This is a genomic window from Acidovorax sp., from assembly GCF_046339755.1.
GTDB lineage: Bacteria > Pseudomonadota > Gammaproteobacteria > Burkholderiales > Burkholderiaceae_C > Acidovorax.
Genome location: NZ_JBKDTZ010000129.1, coordinates 19,027 through 36,724, shown reverse-complemented (window position 1 = coordinate 36,724; position 17,698 = coordinate 19,027). Strand labels below are relative to the sequence as shown.

The 17,698-nt window shown below is 69.7% G+C and carries 15 protein-coding genes; 6 read left to right on the top strand and 9 right to left on the bottom strand.

The window, feature by feature from the left end; all coding sequences use genetic code 11:
- Nucleotides 1–110: 110 nt before the first annotated feature.
- A complete protein-coding gene (locus tag ACK59X_RS10210) occupies nt 111–239 on the top strand; it encodes a hypothetical protein (protein ID WP_409957051.1) in 129 nt (42 codons plus the stop codon).
- A 32-nt stretch (nt 240–271) separates the two neighbouring features.
- Here ACK59X_RS10210 and ACK59X_RS10205 read toward each other — a convergent pair whose 3' ends face one another.
- Nucleotides 272–733: a hypothetical protein gene (locus ACK59X_RS10205; RefSeq protein WP_409957049.1), complete on the bottom strand. Its 462-nt coding sequence runs from the start codon at nt 731–733 to the stop codon at nt 272–274.
- A 126-nt stretch (nt 734–859) separates the two neighbouring features.
- On the opposite strand from ACK59X_RS10205, the gene ACK59X_RS10200 reads away from it, so the two are divergent.
- Complete coding sequence (locus ACK59X_RS10200) at nt 860–1,699, top strand: ornithine carbamoyltransferase (RefSeq protein ID WP_409957047.1); 840 nt, start codon at nt 860–862, stop codon at nt 1,697–1,699.
- Nucleotides 1,686–2,039: a MerR family transcriptional regulator gene (locus ACK59X_RS10195; RefSeq protein ID WP_409957046.1), complete on the top strand. Its 354-nt coding sequence runs from the start codon at nt 1,686–1,688 to the stop codon at nt 2,037–2,039. Before ACK59X_RS10200 ends, ACK59X_RS10195 begins: the two co-directional genes overlap by 14 nt.
- Nucleotides 2,040–2,044: 5 nt before the next feature.
- Here the strand turns inward: ACK59X_RS10195 and ACK59X_RS10190 are convergent, their stop codons facing one another.
- The 3 genes from ACK59X_RS10190 to ACK59X_RS10180 are packed head-to-tail and all read right to left on the bottom strand — an operon-like array spanning nt 2,045 to nt 8,464.
- Nucleotides 2,045–3,283, bottom strand: coding sequence for an FAD-dependent monooxygenase (locus ACK59X_RS10190; RefSeq protein WP_409957044.1), 1,239 nt, complete (start codon nt 3,281–3,283; stop codon nt 2,045–2,047).
- A gap of 37 nt (nt 3,284–3,320) precedes the next feature.
- A complete protein-coding gene (locus ACK59X_RS10185) occupies nt 3,321–5,891 on the bottom strand; it encodes a putative bifunctional diguanylate cyclase/phosphodiesterase (RefSeq protein WP_409957042.1) in 2,571 nt (856 codons plus the stop codon).
- Nucleotides 5,888–8,464: a putative bifunctional diguanylate cyclase/phosphodiesterase gene (locus tag ACK59X_RS10180; RefSeq protein ID WP_409957040.1), complete on the bottom strand. Its 2,577-nt coding sequence runs from the start codon at nt 8,462–8,464 to the stop codon at nt 5,888–5,890. The genes ACK59X_RS10185 and ACK59X_RS10180 overlap by 4 nt, the downstream gene beginning before the upstream one ends.
- A gap of 371 nt (nt 8,465–8,835) precedes the next feature.
- Between ACK59X_RS10180 and ACK59X_RS10175 the strand changes: the two genes are divergently transcribed.
- The 3 genes from ACK59X_RS10175 to mutS all read left to right on the top strand — a co-directional run bounded on the left by ACK59X_RS10175 (nt 8,836) and on the right by mutS (nt 13,569).
- Nucleotides 8,836–9,294: a DUF2141 domain-containing protein gene (locus tag ACK59X_RS10175; RefSeq protein WP_409957038.1), complete on the top strand. Its 459-nt coding sequence runs from the start codon at nt 8,836–8,838 to the stop codon at nt 9,292–9,294.
- A 28-nt stretch (nt 9,295–9,322) separates the two neighbouring features.
- Nucleotides 9,323–10,849, top strand: coding sequence for a carotenoid oxygenase family protein (locus tag ACK59X_RS10170; protein ID WP_409957036.1), 1,527 nt, complete (start codon nt 9,323–9,325; stop codon nt 10,847–10,849).
- Between the two features lie 98 nt (nt 10,850–10,947).
- Nucleotides 10,948–13,569, top strand: coding sequence for a DNA mismatch repair protein MutS (gene mutS / locus ACK59X_RS10165; protein WP_409957034.1), 2,622 nt, complete (start codon nt 10,948–10,950; stop codon nt 13,567–13,569).
- Nucleotides 13,570–13,587: 18 nt separating this feature from the next.
- Here the strand turns inward: mutS and ACK59X_RS10160 are convergent, their stop codons facing one another.
- The 5 genes from ACK59X_RS10160 to hpaD all read right to left on the bottom strand — a co-directional run bounded on the left by ACK59X_RS10160 (nt 13,588) and on the right by hpaD (nt 17,696).
- Nucleotides 13,588–14,571, bottom strand: coding sequence for a Bug family tripartite tricarboxylate transporter substrate binding protein (locus ACK59X_RS10160; protein ID WP_409957032.1), 984 nt, complete (start codon nt 14,569–14,571; stop codon nt 13,588–13,590).
- A 108-nt stretch (nt 14,572–14,679) separates the two neighbouring features.
- Nucleotides 14,680–15,492, bottom strand: a complete 813-nt coding sequence (gene hpaI, locus ACK59X_RS10155; protein WP_409957030.1) for a 4-hydroxy-2-oxoheptanedioate aldolase — start codon at nt 15,490–15,492, stop codon at nt 14,680–14,682.
- A gap of 10 nt (nt 15,493–15,502) precedes the next feature.
- A complete protein-coding gene (hpaH, locus tag ACK59X_RS10150) occupies nt 15,503–16,306 on the bottom strand; it encodes a 2-oxo-hept-4-ene-1,7-dioate hydratase (RefSeq protein WP_409957029.1) in 804 nt (267 codons plus the stop codon).
- 6 nt (nt 16,307–16,312) lie between these two features.
- Complete coding sequence (locus ACK59X_RS10145) at nt 16,313–16,768, bottom strand: 5-carboxymethyl-2-hydroxymuconate isomerase (RefSeq protein WP_409957027.1); 456 nt, start codon at nt 16,766–16,768, stop codon at nt 16,313–16,315.
- 10 nt (nt 16,769–16,778) lie between these two features.
- A complete protein-coding gene (hpaD, locus tag ACK59X_RS10140) occupies nt 16,779–17,696 on the bottom strand; it encodes a 3,4-dihydroxyphenylacetate 2,3-dioxygenase (RefSeq protein WP_409957025.1) in 918 nt (305 codons plus the stop codon).
- Between the last annotated feature and the right edge of the window lie 2 nt (nt 17,697–17,698).

Here is a 17,698-nt window from a genome sequence, read left to right as displayed (position 1 = left end):
GCGCTCGGTGGAGCGGACCACCGCCGCCCCTGGGACAAAATGTCCAGGGCCACCTGTCCATTGGCTTGCTACGATCGCGGCAGATAGTGCCAACTCATGGCGAGGAAAAAATGGATTGGGTCCCCGTGGTCTTCATTGTGTTCAAGGTTCTCGTGTTCGGCACGGGCATGTTTTTCGCCATCAAGTGGCACTACGACCAAGGCAAGAAGGACAAGGAAAACGAGCGCGGCGGACGGTAAGAACCTGTTCCTGGCCATCGGCATGGCCCCGCTCAAGCGGCTGCCCGCACCCGGGCACTGAGTTTGGCCGGGCATGCGGCGCCGCCCGCGCCCGCCACGCGCCACCACTGCAGCACGCCAAAGAACAGCTCGAACACGGTGAACCCGAGCACGATGGCGCTGGCGCCGTGGGCCACGGCGTAGATCTGCCAGGCCGCGAACAGGAAGCGCGCCAGACCGTCGAGCCGGCCCAGCAGCACGCCGGGCGCCGCGATGCGCGCGATGGACCAGACCACCACCACCGAGCCCAGCAGGTTGGCCAGCAGCATGTGCGTGGCATCGAGCGGGTGCATGGTGCCCGGCAGCGCGAGCGCGGTGGATGCCGAGGCCAGCAGGCCGTAGAGCCAGGCAAAGGTCCACGGCAGGGCAAAGGGCCAGGTGACGAGCAGGTCGTACCAGGCGCTGGCGCGCACGGTGGCCCGGTAGCGGGCGGGGGTGAAGGCGGGAATGGGCATGGCAGCAGGGGGTATCGGGTGGAACAAGGCCCCAAGCTTCCACCTTGAAGTACGCTTCAGGGTCAAGCACTTTCTTTCTTCTTCGCGCTCCGCTCGCCGACAGCGCCAACCGGGAATCCCCTGCGCATGAACCTGATCCAGCTGGGCGAGCTGCAGCCTGCCGACATACGCCACATCTGGTCCCTGGTGGAGGCCCCAGCGCCGCGCCTGTCGGGCACGGTGGCCTGGTCCTTCGAGGGCAACGGCATCCGCACGCGCACCACCTTCATCGAGGCCTTCCGGCGCCTGGGGCTGGCGTTCACGGAGCTGCCCAACCTGCTCAAGACCGGCGAGCGCGTGGGCGACCTGGCCGGCTACCTGGACCCGTTCTATGCGCTGTATGTGGTGCGCGAGTCCGACCACGCGCGCCTGTCCGCCTTTGCGGCGGCGACGCGGCGGCCCGTGGTCAACGCGATGTCGGCCCAGGGCCACCCTTGCGAGGTGCTGACCGATGCCTGGCATGTGCAGACGCGCGTCAAACCACTGCAGGAAGCCCGCGTGTGCCTGTGGGGGCCAAGCACCAATGTGTTCCGCTCGTGGCACGATCTGGCGCAGGTACTGGGCTTCGGGCTGGTGCAGGTGTGCCACCGGCGCTTCCACGAGGTGCTGCCCCATGTGGCCTTCGTGGAGCCCTCGGCCCTGCGCGGCCCGGTGGACGTGGTGGTCACCGACAGCTGGCCCGCAAGCGCCCAGGCCGACGCCACCACACAGGCCGATCTGGTGCCATTGACCGAAGAGCATCTGGCGGCCCTGGGCCAGCCCGCCCTGCTGCCCACGCCGCCCTTCACCCTGGGGCGCGAGCTGGCGGTGGACCCGGTGGACTACCCGGGCTTCGTGGGCTACGCCCAGAAGGAGCTGCTGCTGCCGGTGCAGATGGCGGTGATCCGCTGGGCCCTGGGCGAGGAGGCGCACCATGCGGATCGGTGAACTCGCCGCGGCTGCGGGCCTGAGCCGCGAGGCCCTGCGCTTTTACGAGCAGCAAGGCCTGATACGCGCCCAGCGCCTGCCCAATGGCTACCGCGACTACCCGCCAGAGGCGCTGATGCTGTTGCAGTACATCCGCACGGCGCAGCAGCTGGGCTTTACGCTGGCCGAGATCGGCGACCGGCTGCCGGCCATCTGGGATGCACCGGACCCGGCACCGGCCATCACCGAGGTGCTGTCTGCCAAGCTGCTGGAGATCGACGCCCGTATTGCCGCACTGCAGGCGCTGCGACAGACGCTTGCCGAGCGGGTGTTGGCAGACTGCCCATTGGCTGCATCCTGAAGGGGTCAGAGCGAACTGGCCACCGAGCCATCGCCCCGGTAAAGCCAGGGCAGGTCCAGCAAGCGCTGGCCCAGCAGGCGCAGCGAGGCGTCGCGCCCCCAGCGCACGGGGCCCACGGCGTGGAAGATGCGGCCATTGCGCCGGGCGCGGGCCTGCACGCGGGCATTGCGCTGCCAGCGGTTGAGGGCATAGCGCGTGAGGCGCAGCGGCACTTCCAGGTCGTGCATGGACAGCGCCCGCTGCAGCTCGGCAGCGTCCTCGATGGCCATGCCGGCCCCCTGGGCCAGGTAGGGCACCATGGGGTGGGCCGCATCGCCGAGCAGCGCCACCAGGCCCTGGGCCATCTCGCCGGCATTGCGCACGGGCGGGCGGTCGGACAGCGGCCACAGGCGCCAGCCGGTGCCCGCTGCGGCGACGCCGTCCACCACATGCCGCAGCGCAGGGCAGGCATCCTGCAGGGCGCCCTCCAGGTCCGCGGCGTTGGCGGCATGGTCCCAGTGCTGCAGGTCGGCCGGAGCCGGCCCTTCGATGATGACCACCAGGTTCTGCAACTCGCCCCGGCGCACGGGGTACTGCACCACGTGCAGGCGCGGGCCCAGCCAGACGGTGACCTGCTGGGTGCGCAGGCTGCTGGGCAGCGCGCCTTGCGGCACCAGGGCGCGGTAGGCCAGGTGGCCGGTGGGGCGCGGTGGCACATCGCCCAGCAGTTGCAACCGGGTGCGGCTCCACAGCCCGTCGGCGCCGATGAGCGCGTCGCCCTCGACCTCCTTGCCCAGGCTGGTGCGCACGGTGATGGCGGTCTCGGCACCGGGGATGGCTGTGCGCGCGGTGCTGCCGTCGGCGAAGCCTTCGATGGCCTGGCCCAGGTTGAGTTGGGCATCGGTGTATTTGCCCACGGCGGCCAGCAGCAGGCCGTGCAGGTCGGCGCGGTGGATGGTGGCATAGGCGGCGCCGTAGCGCTCGATGGCCGTATTCCCCAGCGGCAGCTCGGCCAGTTCACGCCCACCAGTTGCGCTGCGCACTTGCAGCCGGGTGGGGAACGCGGCCACCTCCTGCAGGGCCTTTTGCAGGCCCCAGGCCTGCAGGCGGCGCACCACATTGGGCCCGAGCTGCACGCCCGCGCCCACCTCGCTGAAGGCGGCGGCACGCTCGTACAGCCGCACCTCCCACCCCGCGCGCGACGCGCCCAGCGCCGCCGCCATCCCACCGATGCCGCCACCGGCCACCAACCCCTGTTTTTTCATGGGCCGATTGTCGCCCGCACGCCAGGCCGGGGCTTTGTCATGGCGCAGGCAGCAGGGCCCGCTCCAGCATCTCGGCCGGCATGGGGCGGGCGAACAGGTAGCCCTGGAAGGCCTGGCAGCCGTGGCGCTGCAGGAATTCGAACTGGCCCGGCGTCTCCACGCCCTCGGCCACGACCGACAGATCCAGGCTGCGCGCCAGGGCCAGGATGGTGCGCACGATGGCGGCATCGTTGGGGTCGGTCTGCAGGTCGCGCACAAAGCCCTGGTCGATCTTGAGCTGGTCCAGCGGCAGGCGCTTGAGGTAGGACAGGGACGAGTAGCCGGTGCCGAAGTCGTCCATCGAAAAGCCCACGCCGTGGCGGCGCAACTGCTCCATGCGCGCGATGCTGTCCTCCACGTCGGTGAGCAGCAGGCTTTCGGTCAGCTCGAAGCGCAGGCGTTCGGGGTTGGCGCCGCTGGCCTGCAGCACGCCCAACACCTGGGTCACGAAATCGGGCTGGCGGAACTGGCGCACGCTCACGTTGACCGACAGGAAGAACGGGCGCGTGAGCGCGCTGCGCGACCACTGCACCAGCTGTGCGCAGGCAGCCTGCAGCACCCACTGGCCCAGCGGCAGGATGAGCCCGGTCTGCTCGGCCAGGGGAATGAACTCGCCGGGCAGCACCAGCCCGCGGCGTGGGTGGTTCCAGCGCACCAGGGCCTCGGCACCCAGCAGCTTGCCGGAGCCGTCCACCACGGGCTGGCAGTACAGCAGGAATTCCTGCTGGTTCAGGCCGCGGCGCAGGTCGGCCTCCAGCGCCGCGCGCATGCTCACGGCGGCCTGCATATCGGGGTCGAAGAAGCGTTGCGTATTGCGGCCCGCCGCCTTGGCCTGGTACATGGCCAGGTCGGCGTGCTTGAGCAATTCGTCCGGCGTGGACGGGCGCTGGCCGAACAGCGCAATGCCGATGCTGGGCGTGCTGTGGTGGCTGATGCCCTCCATGTCGTAGGGCTTGCCCAGGGCTGCCAGGATGTTCTGCGCAATGGCCGCGGCCTCGCTGCTGGCATGGGCCACATCGCTGTGCAGGCCGTCGAGCAGGACCACGAACTCATCGCCGCCAAAGCGGGCCACGGTGTCGCTGGCGCGCACGCAGGCCAGCAGGCGCCGGGCCACACGCACCAGCAGCTGGTCGCCGGTGTCGTGGCCCAGCGTGTCGTTCAGGTCCTTGAAGTTGTCCAGGTCAATGAACAGCAGCGCGCCATGGGCATGGCCGCGCCCGGCCGACACGGTCACGCGCTGCAGGCGGTCCATCAGCAGGCGCCGGTTGGGCAGGCCGGTGAGCGCATCGAAGAACGCGAGCCGTTCGATCTGCAGCTCGGCCTCCTTGCGCTCGGTGATGTCGCGGCCCACGCCGCGGTAGCCGCGCAGCACGCCCTCGGCGTCGAACACGGGCACGCCGCTCACCGAGATCCAATGCATGCTGCCATCGGGCCGCTGGCGCTGCAGTTCCAGGTCGCGAAACGGCTGCTCGGCCGCCAGCACTGCGCGGTGGGCGTCCCAGTCGGACTCGGCCATGTTGAGGGCTCCGATCTCCCAGCGGGTGCGGCCCATCACCGTGGACAGGGGGATGCCATTGACGCTCAGGTCGCCCGCCAATTGGTTGAAGCGCCCCTGTGCATCGTGCTCCCAGTACCAGTCGGAAGACAGGTCGCTGAGGCTGCGGAAACGCGCCTCGCTTTCGCGCAGCTCGTTTTGGACGCGCACGTAGTCGCTCACGTCGGTGAAGGTGCGCACCATGCCGCCGTCGGGTAGGCGGGTGGTGCGCACCTCGAACGTGCGGCCCTCGCGCGTGGTCCGCCAGTAGACCTCGGGCGCAGGGTCCACCGCGGAACGGGCCACATAGTCGCGCCCCCGGTGGTCCACCAGGTTGAAGGCGGCGCCGAAGTCGCCGCGCTGGGCCTGAAGCTGCGTCAGCTCGGCCAAAGTGGGGCGGGCCGCCATCAGCGATTCGGGCAAGTCCAGGAGTTCCAGTACACGCTGGTTGTAGATGGTGATGCGCCCGTCCGGCCCGGTCCTGAAGATGCCCTGGCTCATGCTGGCCAGCGTGACCTGCAGGCCGTGGCGCTGCTCCTGCAGCAGGCTCAGTGCCTCGTGCCAGATGCGCGCATCCACCGTGCGCATGGGCTGCGCGCCTGGCTGCGCCACCGGGCCGTGCCGGCCGGCCAGGGCCGTGAGCCGGTGCACCAGCTCGCCCAGGTGGCTGCAACCGTCGGGGGAGCGCAGGGCGTAGTCGCCCAGACCGGCGCGAAAGCCCCGCGCGGCCAGCGCCTCCTGCGCAGGGTCCAGGCACAGCAGCACCGGGCGGCCCGCGCACAGCTCCAGCAGGCTGGGCAACTCCAGCAGGCCCGGGTCCAGGCACAGCACCAGCGCATCCCAGGTCTGCGCGGCCAGCAGCAGCGAGGCCGCGTCCGCCGAGGGGCTGTGCACCACACGCCAGCCCGGGCAGCGCTGGGCCAGCATTTGCATGGCGGCCTGGGCATGGTGCGCGTCGCCGTCCACCCACAGCACGGCGGTGCTGGCGCCCGCAGGCGCCACCATGGCGGCGTGCTGTGCCTGGGGGCTGTTCATGGGGCTGCCTTTCCGGCAGGAGGCAAGACCTCATCGCCCAGGTGCTCGCGCTCGAACAGGTCCACCGGCACAGGCCTGCCAAACAGATAGCCCTGGAAGCCCTCGCAGCCATGCAAGCGCAGGAAGCCCAGCTGCCCTGTCGTCTCCACCCCCTCGGCCACCACCTGCAGGTCCAGGCTCTTGGCCAGCGCCAGGAGGGTGCGCACAATGGCCGCGTCGTTGGGGTCGCTCAGCACGTCGCGCACGAAGCTCTGGTCGATCTTGATCTGGTCCAGCGGCAGCCGCTTGAGGTAGGACAGGGAGGAGTAGCCGGTGCCGAAGTCATCGAGCGCAAAGCCCACGCCTTCGGCCTTGAGTTGCTCCATGCGCACGATGGTGTCTTCGATGTCGCCCAGGAGCAGGCTTTCGGTGAGTTCCAGCTTCAGGAGCTGGGGCTTTGCCTGGCAGTCCTTCAAGGTGCCCAGCACTTGGGCGACGAAGCCGGGCTGGCGGAACTGGCGGGCGCTGACGTTCACGGAGATGGACAGGTGGGCGGTGGCCGGGTTCTGGCCCCAGCGGTGCAGTTGCCTGCAGGCGGTTTCCAGCACGTATTGGCCCAGGGGGAGGATGAGGCCGGTCTGTTCGGCCAGGGGGATGAAGTCGCCGGGGCTGATCATGCCGCGCTGGGGGTGGCGCCAGCGCACCAGGGCTTCGGCGCCCACCAGGCGCGCCTGGTGGTCCACGACGGGCTGGTAGTGCACGAGCAACTCGTTTCTTGCCAGGCCCTGGCGCAGGTCGGCTTCCAGGTTGGAGCGGGCGTTGACGGCGGCCTGCATGTCCGGGTCGAAGAAGCGCTGGGTGTTGCGCCCTGCGGCCTTGGCCTGGTACATGGCGAGGTCGGCGCGCTTCAGGAGTTCGTCCACCGACAGGCGTTCGTCGCCAAACAGGGTGATGCCGATGCTGGGGGTGCTGTAGTGCTGTTGGCCCCCGAGGGCGAAGGGCTGGTTCAGGCTGGCCAGGAGTTTTTCGGCGACGGTTTCTGCCTGGGCGGCGGCGTCGGGCAGTTCGGGGTTCAGGTTGTCCAGCATGACGACGAATTCGTCGCCGCCAAATCGCGCCACGGTGTCGGCTTCGCGCACGCTGCCCACCAGGCGGGTGGCAACCTGGGACAGGAGCTGGTCACCCATGTCGTGGCCCAGGGTGTCGTTGAGATCCTTGAAGTTGTCCAGGTCGATGAACAAGAGGGCCCCCAGGTTGCGGCTTCTCTGGCAGGCGGCGATGGAGCGCTGCAGGCGGTCCAGCAGCAGGCGCCGGTTGGGCAGGCCGGTGAGCGCGTCGTAGAACGCCAGGCGTTCGATCTCCTGTTCTGCGCGCTTGCGGTCGGTGATGTCCATGGTGAAGCCATGCGATACCACCGAGCCATCGGCCTCGCGGTGGGGGATGGCGTTCGTCATGTGCCAGCGGATGCTGCCATCGGGCATGCGCACCCGGTACTCGCACTGCCAGGGCACGAGCCGGCGCACCGACTGCAGGGCCGAGCGCTGCAGTGCCGGCACATCCTCGGCCAGCACCCAGTTGGAGAGCACGCCGTGGTCGGCCGTCACCTCGTGCGGCTCCACCCCCATGAAGTCGCGCACCGCGTCGCTGATGTACTGCACGCTGGTGATGCCGTCCTGGTGCAGGCGGTACTGGTAGATGAAGCCCGGAATGCGGCTGGCAATGCGCTGGATGAACAGCAGCTGCTCGCGCAGTTGCTCGGCGGCGCGGCGCTCATCGGTCACGTCCTGCACCACGCCCATGTCCACCCGCATGCCGTCCTTGGCCGTGAGGCGGCGCACGCGCGAGCGCATCCAGCGGATCTCGCCGTCCGGGCGCTTCCAGCGGTACTCGACGTCGGCACCGGTGCCGCGCTCGCGCGCAGTCTCGAACACATGGCGGTCTTCGGCCAGGATGCCGCTGACGGCACGCTCGGGGCTCACCCATTCCTGGCGTTCCACGCCAGCGATGTCGCACAGGCCGGGCGACCACAGCAGCACCGTCTCGCCCGGGTCCTCGATGCGCCGCCAGTGCCCGGTCTGGGCCAGGCTTTCCATGGTGTTGAAGACGTCCGTCTGCTCGCGCAGCTCGCGCCGCACGTCCTGCAGTGCATGCTCGGCAGCGGCCAGGGCCGTGCGCAGGCTCTCGGCTTCGCTGGCATCGCGCACGGTGACGACGATGGAGCCGTTGTCGAGCCGGCGCGCCGACACGTCCCAGGCCACCAGCAGCCGCCCCGGTTCGCGCGCCACCTGGCGGCATTCGAGCAGCATGCCGGTGCGCGCCACGGTCTGCAGCTGGTCCACGAGGTTGGTATTGGCCAGCAGGTCGAACACATCCACCGCATCGGCGCCGCTGGCGCGCACGCCCCCCAGGCCCGGCATGCGCCGCGCCGCAGCGTTGGCCGCGCGCAGGAGCAGGCGCCCGTTCTGGGGGCGGAATTCCATCAGTGCCACGGGCACGGCATCGAGCAGGGCCTGCAGGCGCGCCTGCGCCGAAGACTCCACGAAGTCTTCGCTGGCACCCGCAAACAGATCGGTCAGGAGTTCGGCAGAAATCACAGTCGCTCTGAAACCTCTCGCAAACGATGGGCCGCACATGGCCATGGCGGCGGCAGCCACCAATGTACACCGCAAAGTATGTCAAAACGTAACAAATGGGACACCCATTTGGGCAGGGGGTGGCCCCGCAGGCACAGGCGCATGTTCCCACGTTCTGCCGCCATGGCGCGCTTATTTTGTGCACGCGCCCGCACACCGCCAGGCCGGTGCCCGGCAACGGGAGCAGGCTGTCCCCCACCTGCGCCCCCTGGAGCCCCTTTCGCGCCCCACCGGCGCCACTTCGTCGCATGCCGGTGGCCGCCTGGACAGGGCCTTCCTAGAGTGCGGGCACTGGAGACGCGGTGTCTCCACCCCACCCTGGAGATTTGTACATGACGATGGCTTTCCGGCCCTTGGCCGCCCCCTCCCTCCCGCGTGCGGCACGCACCCTGGCCCTGGCCGGCGCCTGCCTGGCGCTGGGCAGCGCCCATGCCCTGGACCTCACCGTGGAGGTGAAAAACACCAAGGCCGACAAGGGACCGGTGCTGGGCGCGCTCTACGGCGCGGCAGACGGCTGGCTGCAGTTCAGCAAGGCGGTGCAAAGCGGCGTGGCCCCCGTGTCGGGCGACAAGGCGGTGCTGGTGCTGCGCGACCTGCCCGCCGGCAGCTATGCCTTGTCGGTCTACCAGGACGAGAACGGCAACGGCAAGCTCGACACCAACCTGGTCGGCATGCCCCAGGAGCGCACCGGCTTCAGCCGCGACGCCCAGGGCAACATGGGCCCGCCGCGCTTCCAGGATGCGGCCATCGAGCTGCAGCAGGACACCACCATCACCCTCCAGCTGCGCTGAGCGCGCCGCGCCAAGGAGACATCACACCATGGAACGCCGCCTGTTTTGCCAATCCCTGGCCCTGGGAACCACCGGCAGTTCGCTCGCCGCCCTGCCCTTTGCCGCACACGCGGATGGCAGCCCCGAAGCCGGGGCCACGCTGGGCGCCTTCAACCAGCAGCGCAGCCGCGCGCCCTGGACCCTGGGCTTCGAGGGCCTGCAGGCCGACCTCGCGCCCCAGCCCATGCAACTGCGCGGCAAGCTGCCCCGGGACCTGCGCGGCACCCTGCTGCGCAACGGCCCGGCCCAGCACAGCCTGGGCGATGTGCGCTACCAGCACTGGTTCGATGGCGACGGCATGATCCAGCAGTACCGCTTCAGCGACCAGGGCCTGCAGCACCAGGGGCGCTTTTTGCGCACGCAGAAGTTCGTGGCCGAGAACGCCGCCGGCCGGCGCCTGCACCACAGCTTCGGCACCCAGGTGGCCGGGGGCAGCCCGATGGCGTCGGCCGATGCCGGCAATGTGGCCAACACCAGCGTGGTGCACCACGCGGGCGAGACCCTGGCCCTGTGGGAGGGCGGTTCGGCCACCCTGTTCGATGCCGGCACCCTGGAAACCGGCGGCCTCAAGACCTGGACGCCAGAACACGCGGGCATGCCGTTTTCGGCCCACCCCAAGATCGGTGCCGACGGCAGCCTGTGGAACTTCGGCGTGAGCAGCATGCATGGCCTGCTGTCCATCTACCAGGTCTCGGCCCGGGGCCAGGTGCGCACCGCCACGCTCCAGGTGCCGGACATGGCCATGGTGCACGACTTCGCGGTGACCGAACAGCACCTGGTGTTCCTGCTGCCCCCGCTCATCTTCGATCGGGACCGGGCCCAGGCGGGCAACACCTTCATGAACAGCCATGTCTGGAAGCCGGAGCTGGGCATGCGTGCGCTGGTGCTGCACAAGGACCGGCTCAACCAGCCGCAGTGGATGGAACTGCCCTCCGGCTTCCTGTTCCATACTGGCAACGCCTGGGAGGACGGCAAGGGCGTCATCCACCTGGACTACGTCCGCTCGGCGGATGCCTCCTCCGTCATCCAGGGCTTTCGCGCGCTGATGCGCGGAGAGTTCGGGGGCGAACCTGCGCATGCCGTGGCCCGGGTCGAACTGGACACGCGCAGCGGCCGCGCGCGGCAGACGCTGCAGGCGCACCACGCCGAGTTTCCCCGCATCGACCCGCGCTTCGTCGGCCGCCGCAACAAGCAACTCTTCATGGCCGAGCGCGTGGCGGTGTCGAACCGCCCGGGCTTCGACTGCATCACCCGGCTGGACCTGGACAGCGGCAAGGTGGACCGCTACCGCTACGGCGCCGACGTGATGGTCGAGGAGCATGTGTTCATCCCCGCCCGCAGCGGCAGCGGCAAGGAGGCAGAGGGCTGGCTGGTGGGCACGGCGCTGGACCTGCGCAGCCGGCGCACCCTGCTGTCGGTGTTCGACGCGCGCCTGCTGGCACAGGGCCCACTGGCCCAGGGCAGCATGGACCGGGCTGTGCCCCTGGGCTTTCACGGGACATTCATCCTGGCGTGACGGTGGGCCTGCATGTCACCGCCATCTTGGCGGGCCGGTCTGCGCGATAGACTCGGAGCCCCCCGCAGAACCCCGGGGTGCCCCTGTCCTGGACCCAGATGACACAGACCGAACTTTCCGCCCACACCCCCATGATGCAGCAGTACTTCACCCTGAAGGCTGCGCACCCGGACACGCTCGTGTTCTATCGCATGGGCGACTTCTACGAGTTGTTCTATGCCGATGCGGAAAAGGCCGCACGCCTGCTGGACATCACGCTGACCCAGCGCGGCCAGTCCGGCGGCCAGCCCGTCATCATGGCCGGCGTGCCGTTCCATGCGCTGGAGAACTACCTGGGCCGGCTGATCAAGATGGGCGAATCGGTCGCCATCTGCGAGCAGGTGGGCGACGTGGCCACGGCCAAGGGACCGGTGGAGCGCAAGGTGGTGCGTGTGGTCACGCCCGGCACGCTGACCGATACCGAACTGCTCTCGGACAAGGCCGAATCCATGCTGATGGCGGTGCACCAGGGCCCGCGCGCGCGCTGCGGCCTGGCCTGGCTGAGCGTGACGCAGGGCCGGGTCTACCTGGCCGAGTGCACCCAGGACGAGGTGGGCACCTGGCTGGCCCGCGTGGCGCCCAGCGAAGTCATCTACAGCGCGGGCGTGACCGAGCGCTTCGAGCAGCAGCTGCAGGTGCTGCGCCAGGGCGGCGCCTTCACCTGCCCCATGGGCCCGCGGCCGGACTGGCAATTCGATGCCACGCTGGGCGAGCGCAAGCTACTCGAGCACCTGGGCGCTGCCAGCCTGCAGGCCTGGGGCGCCCAGGACCTGGCCCAGGCCCATGCCGCCGCCGCCGGCCTGCTGGCCTATGCCGAGCACACCCAGGGCCGCACCCTGACCCATGTGCACAGCGTGCAGGTGCAGCGCGGCGACGACCTGATCGACCTGCCGGCGAGCACGCGGCGCAATCTGGAGATCACGCGCACCCTGCGCGGCGAGGATGCCCCCACCCTGTTCTCGCTGCTCGACACCTGCATGACCGGCATGGGCAGCCGCCTGCTCAAGACCTGGCTGCTGGAGCCCCCGCGTGACCGCACGGCCGCGCGCCGGCGCCTGGCCGCCACCGCCGCGCTGCGCGGTGCCGCAGGCGCGGGCGGCGGCAGCGGCCCCTGGGCGACGCTGCGCGGCGAGCTCAAGGGCGTGAGCGATGTGGAGCGCATCACCGCGCGCATCGCCCTGCGCCAGGTGCGCCCGCGCGAACTCGTGGCCCTGTGCAAGACCCTGCACAAGGCGGCCCTGCTGGCGCAGGCCGGCCAGGCGGCCGAGCCCTACCTGGCCGAAATCTTCGGCCAGTTGCACCCGCCGGTGGACTGCCCCGAGCTGCTGCTGCGCGCCATCACCGAAGAGCCCGCGGCCCTGGTGCGCGATGGCGGCGTGATCGCCACCGGCTTCGACAGCGAGCTCGACGAGCTGCGTGCCATCCAGACCAATTGCGACGACTTCCTGCTGGACCTGGAGACGCGCGAGAAGGCACGCACCGGCATCGCCAACCTGCGCGTGCAGTTCAACAAGGTGCATGGCTTCTACATCGAGGTGACCAGCAGCAACCTGGACAAGGTGCCCGATGACTACCGCCGCCGCCAGACGCTGAAGAACGCCGAGCGCTTCATCACGCCCGAGCTCAAGACCTTCGAGGACAAGGCCCTGTCCGCCAGCGAGCGCGCGCTGGCGCGCGAGAAATGGCTGTACGAGCAGGTGCTCGACCAGTTGCAGCCCCATGTGCCGGCCCTTACCCCCCTGGCCCAGGCCCTGGCCGCGCTGGACGTGCTGTGCACGCTGGCCGAGCGCTCGCTCACCTTGAACTGGTGCGCGCCGCAGTTCGTGGCCGAGCCCTGCATCGAGATCGAGGACGGCCGCCACCCGGTGGTGGAGGCACGGCTGGCCGAGGTATCGGCCGGCAGCTTCATCGCCAACCACACGCGGCTCAATGCCAACACGCGCATGCAGGTCATCACCGGCCCCAACATGGGCGGCAAGTCGACCTACATGCGCCAGGTGGCGCTGATCGTGCTGCTGGCCAGCATGGGCAGCCACGTGCCGGCCAGCGCCTGCCGCCTGGGGCCCATCGACGCCATCCATACCCGCATCGGCGCTGCGGACGACCTGGCCAATGCGCAGTCGACCTTCATGCTGGAGATGACCGAGGCCGCGCAGATCCTGCACGCCGCCACGCCGCACAGCCTGGTGCTGATGGACGAGATCGGCCGCGGCACCAGCACCTTCGACGGCCTGGCCCTGGCCAGCGGCATCGCCACGCACCTGCACGACAGGACGCGCGCCTTCACGCTGTTCGCCACCCACTATTTCGAGCTGACCGAGCTGCCCGCCAAGGCCAGGCATGCCGTCAACATGCATGTGAGTGCGGCCGAGGCGGGCGCTGACATCATCTTCCTGCACGAGATCCAGCCCGGCCCCGCCAGCCGCAGCTACGGCATCCAGGTGGCCAAGCTCGCGGGCGTGCCCGGCCCGGTGCTCAACCACGCGCGCCATGCCCTGGCCGCACTGGAAGAACGCGCGGGCGAGGACGAGCTGCAGGTGGACCTGTTCGCCGTGCCGGCCATGCCCGAGAGCGCGGGCGCGAGCCCGGTCGAGGCCCTGCTGTCCACCATCCACCCCGATGCGCTGAGCCCGCGCGAGGCGCTCGATGCGCTGTACCAGCTCAAGAAGCTGGCGGGCTGACCGTTTGGACCGGGGGCATCACTCGATCTTCAGGCCGATATCCTTGATGAGCTGACCCCAGCGGGCACGCTCGACCTTGGCGTAGGCGTTCATTTCCTCGGCGGTGCCGGGCACGGCCTCCACCCCCAGGGTCTGGAAGCGGGCCTTCACCGGCGTGGAGTTCAGGGCCTGCTGCAGGGCCGCATTCAAGCGCTGCACCTCGGGCGCGGGCATGGATGCGTTGACCGACAGGCCCTGCCAGGCAAAGGCCTCGAAATCCTTCACGCCCTGCTCCCTCAGCGTGGGCACCTCGGGCAGGGTCTCCATGCGCTTGGCGCTGGCCACGGCGATGGCGCGCAGGTTGCCGCCCGTGATGTTGGGCATGCCGCCGGCCGACTCGACGAACATGAAGGGCACCTGGCCACCCATGATGTCCTGGATGGCGGGGGTCACGCCGCGGTAGGGCACGTGGGTCATCTTCAGGCCCGTGCGCTGGCGCAGCAGCTCCATGGCCAGGTGGTGCGGCGTGCCGGCGCCGGGCGAGGCGAAGTTCACGCCGTCCGGCTGGGCCTTGGCCCAGGCCACGAACTCCTGGAAGTTGCGCACCGGCAGCTTGGGCGAGACCACCAGGATCAGCGGAAAGCGCACCAGCATGCCCACGGACGCCAGGTCCTTGTCCACGTTGTAGCTGAGCTTGCTGTACAGCCAGGGGTTGGTGGCCAGCACCGCATAGTCGCCCGTGAGCAGCAGGTTGCCCGGTGAGGACGACCGCGCTACGTAGTCCGCCGCGATGTTGTGCGCGGCACCGGGCTTGTTGACCACCACGATGGGCTGGCCCAGGGTCTTGGCCATCTGGTCGGCCACGGTGCGGGCCACGATGTCGGTGCCGCCGCCGGGCGCCATGCCCACCGCCCATTCGAGCGGACGCTTGTCCTGGGCGCTGGCGCCCGGGGCCAGGCAGGCGATGGCAAGCGCGGCGGCGGCGCACAGGGTGGACCGGCGGGTGAAACGGATCGTTGGCATGGCTTGTCTCCTCACGGGTGGTTGACTGAAAAGCACTATTCAAGTTAATTAATTAACTAGCTCATTGGCTAAATTGAAGTTGTGGCGATGGGCTGGCATGCGGCGCACTCAGTACGGGCTTGCCACGCCCGACACGGCCTGGAGGGCCGGGCCCCTGGCGAAATGCCCGGCCAGCTCGGTCGCGGCGCGCACCAGCAGCGTGGTGTCCACCCCCACGGCGACGAACAGGGCCCCGGCGTCCAGGTAGGTCTGCGCCAGCGCCCGGTCGGCCATGAGGATGCCGGCGGCCTTGCCGGCCCGCCGCACGGTGGCGATGCCGTCCAGGATGGCGCGCTGCACCGCGGGGTGCCCGGGCTGGCCCCGGTATCCCATGGAGGCGGACAGGTCGGCCGGGCCGAAGAAGACACCGTCCACCCCCTCGGTCTCGGCAATGGCCTGCAGGTTCTGCAGGGCCAGCGGTGTCTCGGCCTGCACGAGCAGGCACATCTGGCCGTTGGCGCGGTTCAGGTAGTCCTCCACCTGGTTCCAGCGCGAGGCGCGGGCCAGCGCGGCGCCCATGCCGCGCACGCCCTCCGGCGCATAGCGAATGGCGCGCACCATCAGCGCGGCGTGCTCGGGCGTGTCCACCATGGGGATGAGCAGGGTCTGCGCGCCCACATCCAGGTACTGCTTGACCAGGGCCACATCGCCCTGCACCGGGCGCACCACGGGCTGCACCGGGTACGGGGCCACGGCGCGCAGCTGGTCGAGCACGGTGCGCACGTCGTTGGGCGCGTGCTCGCCGTCGAGCAGCAGCCAGTCGAAGCCGCAGCCGGCCAGTGCCTCGGCGGCATTGGCATCGGCCAGGCCGACCCACAGGCCGATCTGCGGCCGGCCCGCGCGCAACGCGTTGCGGAAATGGTTCTCGGGGATCTGCTGCATGGTGCGCCCCTCACACGAAGCGGAACGAGACCGAACCCAAAGGCCCGTAGTCCACATGGAAGTTGTCGCCCTGCACAGCTGCCACGGGCCGCGTGAACGAGCCGGCCAGCACCACATCGCCCGCATTGAGCCGTTCGCCGTGCGGCGCGATCTTGTTGGCCAGCCAGGCCACGCCCGTGGCCGGGTGGTTGAGCACGGCGGCCGCCAGGCCCGTCTCTTCGATCACGCCGTTCTTGTAGAGCATGGCGCCCACCCAGCGCAGGTCCACGTCCATGGGTTTCACGGGCCGCCCGCCGAGCACGATGCCGGCATTGGCAGCAAAGTCCGAGATGGTGTCGAACACCTTGCGCATGGCTTTGGTGTCGCGGTCGAACTGCTCGATGCGCGCGTCGATGATCTCCACGGCCGGCACCACGTAGTCGGTGGCCGAGAGCACGTCGAACAGCGTCACGCCCGGGCCCTGGAGCGGCCGCGCCAGGATGAAGGCCAGCTCCACCTCGACGCGCGGGGCGATGAATCGCTCGAATGGGATGTCGCCGCCGGCGTCGAAGAACATGTCGTCCATCAGCGGCGCGTAGTCGGGCTCGGTGATCTGGCTGGCCTGCTGCATGGCGCGCGAGGTCAGGCCGATCTTGCGGCCCCGGATAGCGCGGCCGTTGGCCAGCTCCAGCTGCACCCAGGCGCGCTGGATGGCATAGCCGTCTTCGATCGTCATGCCGGGGTGCTGGGCCGAGAAGTGGCGCAGCTGTACGCGCTGCTTGCGCGCCTGGTAGAGCTGCTGCGCCAGGGCGGTGATGGTGTCGTTGGAAAGCATGGATGGTCAGCCCTGTGCAGGCTTGTTGAACAGGGGGTGGAGGGAGCTGTGCTTGGCGTCGAAGACTTCGGGGCCTTCGTCGATCTGCAGGGTGACGCCGACAGGGCGCGACGCGAGCAGTGGCGCGAAATGCGCCTTGGCCACGTCCGACAGGGCCTGCCCCACGGCCTGCTGCGTGGCGGCGCTGCGGCCCCGGCCCATGCGCAGGTTGAGGTAGACGAAGCCGTAGCCCGGCGATGGGCCGCCAGCGGGGGCGGCATCCCCATCGTCCGCCACCGCATGGTGGGCCGCCGGGTAGGCCAGCACGCGGATGCCACCGGTGGGGAACACCGGCTTGCCCGCCTCGTCCATCTGCCGGCGCATGGCGGTGGCCAGGGCCCGGCACAGCGCGCCCATGTCGCTGCCGCCCTGCTCCGCGGGCCGGTCCAGGTCGGGGGTGTACAGGATCACCAGGTGCGGCATGGCACGCTCCTCACAGCCGGCTGGCCGATGGCTGCCCGACCGAGGCCTGCGGCCCCGGCACGGCGGCACCCGTCTGCGGCGTGACCGGGAACACGGCATTGATCTGCCCCGTGCCCGAGGCGCCGAAGTACGGCGTGAGCACCTCGGCGCGGCCGGTGTAGTCCGACCAGCCCAGCGCGCCCATGAGCATGGCCGTGTCGTGCATGAAACCCTCGCCATGGCCCTTGGCCGCGTATTCCGGCAGCATGGCGCAGAAGGTGGCCCAGTCGCCCTGCTTCCACATCTCGACCACGCGGTGGTCCAGGGCTTCGAGGAAGGGGCTCCAGATCTTCGTGGCGAAGTCGGGCGCCGTTCCATTCTGCGCGAAGCGGTGGCTCAGGCTGCCGCTGGCCAGGATGGCCACGGTGCCCTCGTACTGCTGCTCGATGGCCTGGCGCATGGCCCAGCCCAGGCGCGCGCTGTCATTGAGGTAGTGCACCTGGCACAGGGCCGAGAACGAGACCACCTTGAAATGCTGGTCCGCGTTCATGTAGCGCATGGGCACCAGGGTGCCGTACTCGGGCGCCAGCGTGGTCGCAGGGTGGGCCAGCGTTTCCACGCCCTGGGCGCAGCAGGCCTGTGCCAGCAGCTGCCCCAGCGCCGGGTTGCCGGGGAAGGCATAGCCCATGTTGCTGATGAAGTGCGGCAGCTCGTTGCTGGTGTACACGCCCTCGAAGCGCGGCGCGCAGTTGATGTGGTAGTTGGCGTTGACCAGCCAGTGCGTGTCGAACACCACGATGGTGTCCACGCCCAGTGCGCGGCAGCGCCGGCCGATCTCCACATGGCCGTCGATGGCGGCCTGGCGAAAGCCCTTGCGCGGTCCGTCGAGCTCGCTCAGGTACATGGACGGCACATGCGTGATCTTGGCCGCGAGGGCAAGGGTGCCCATGT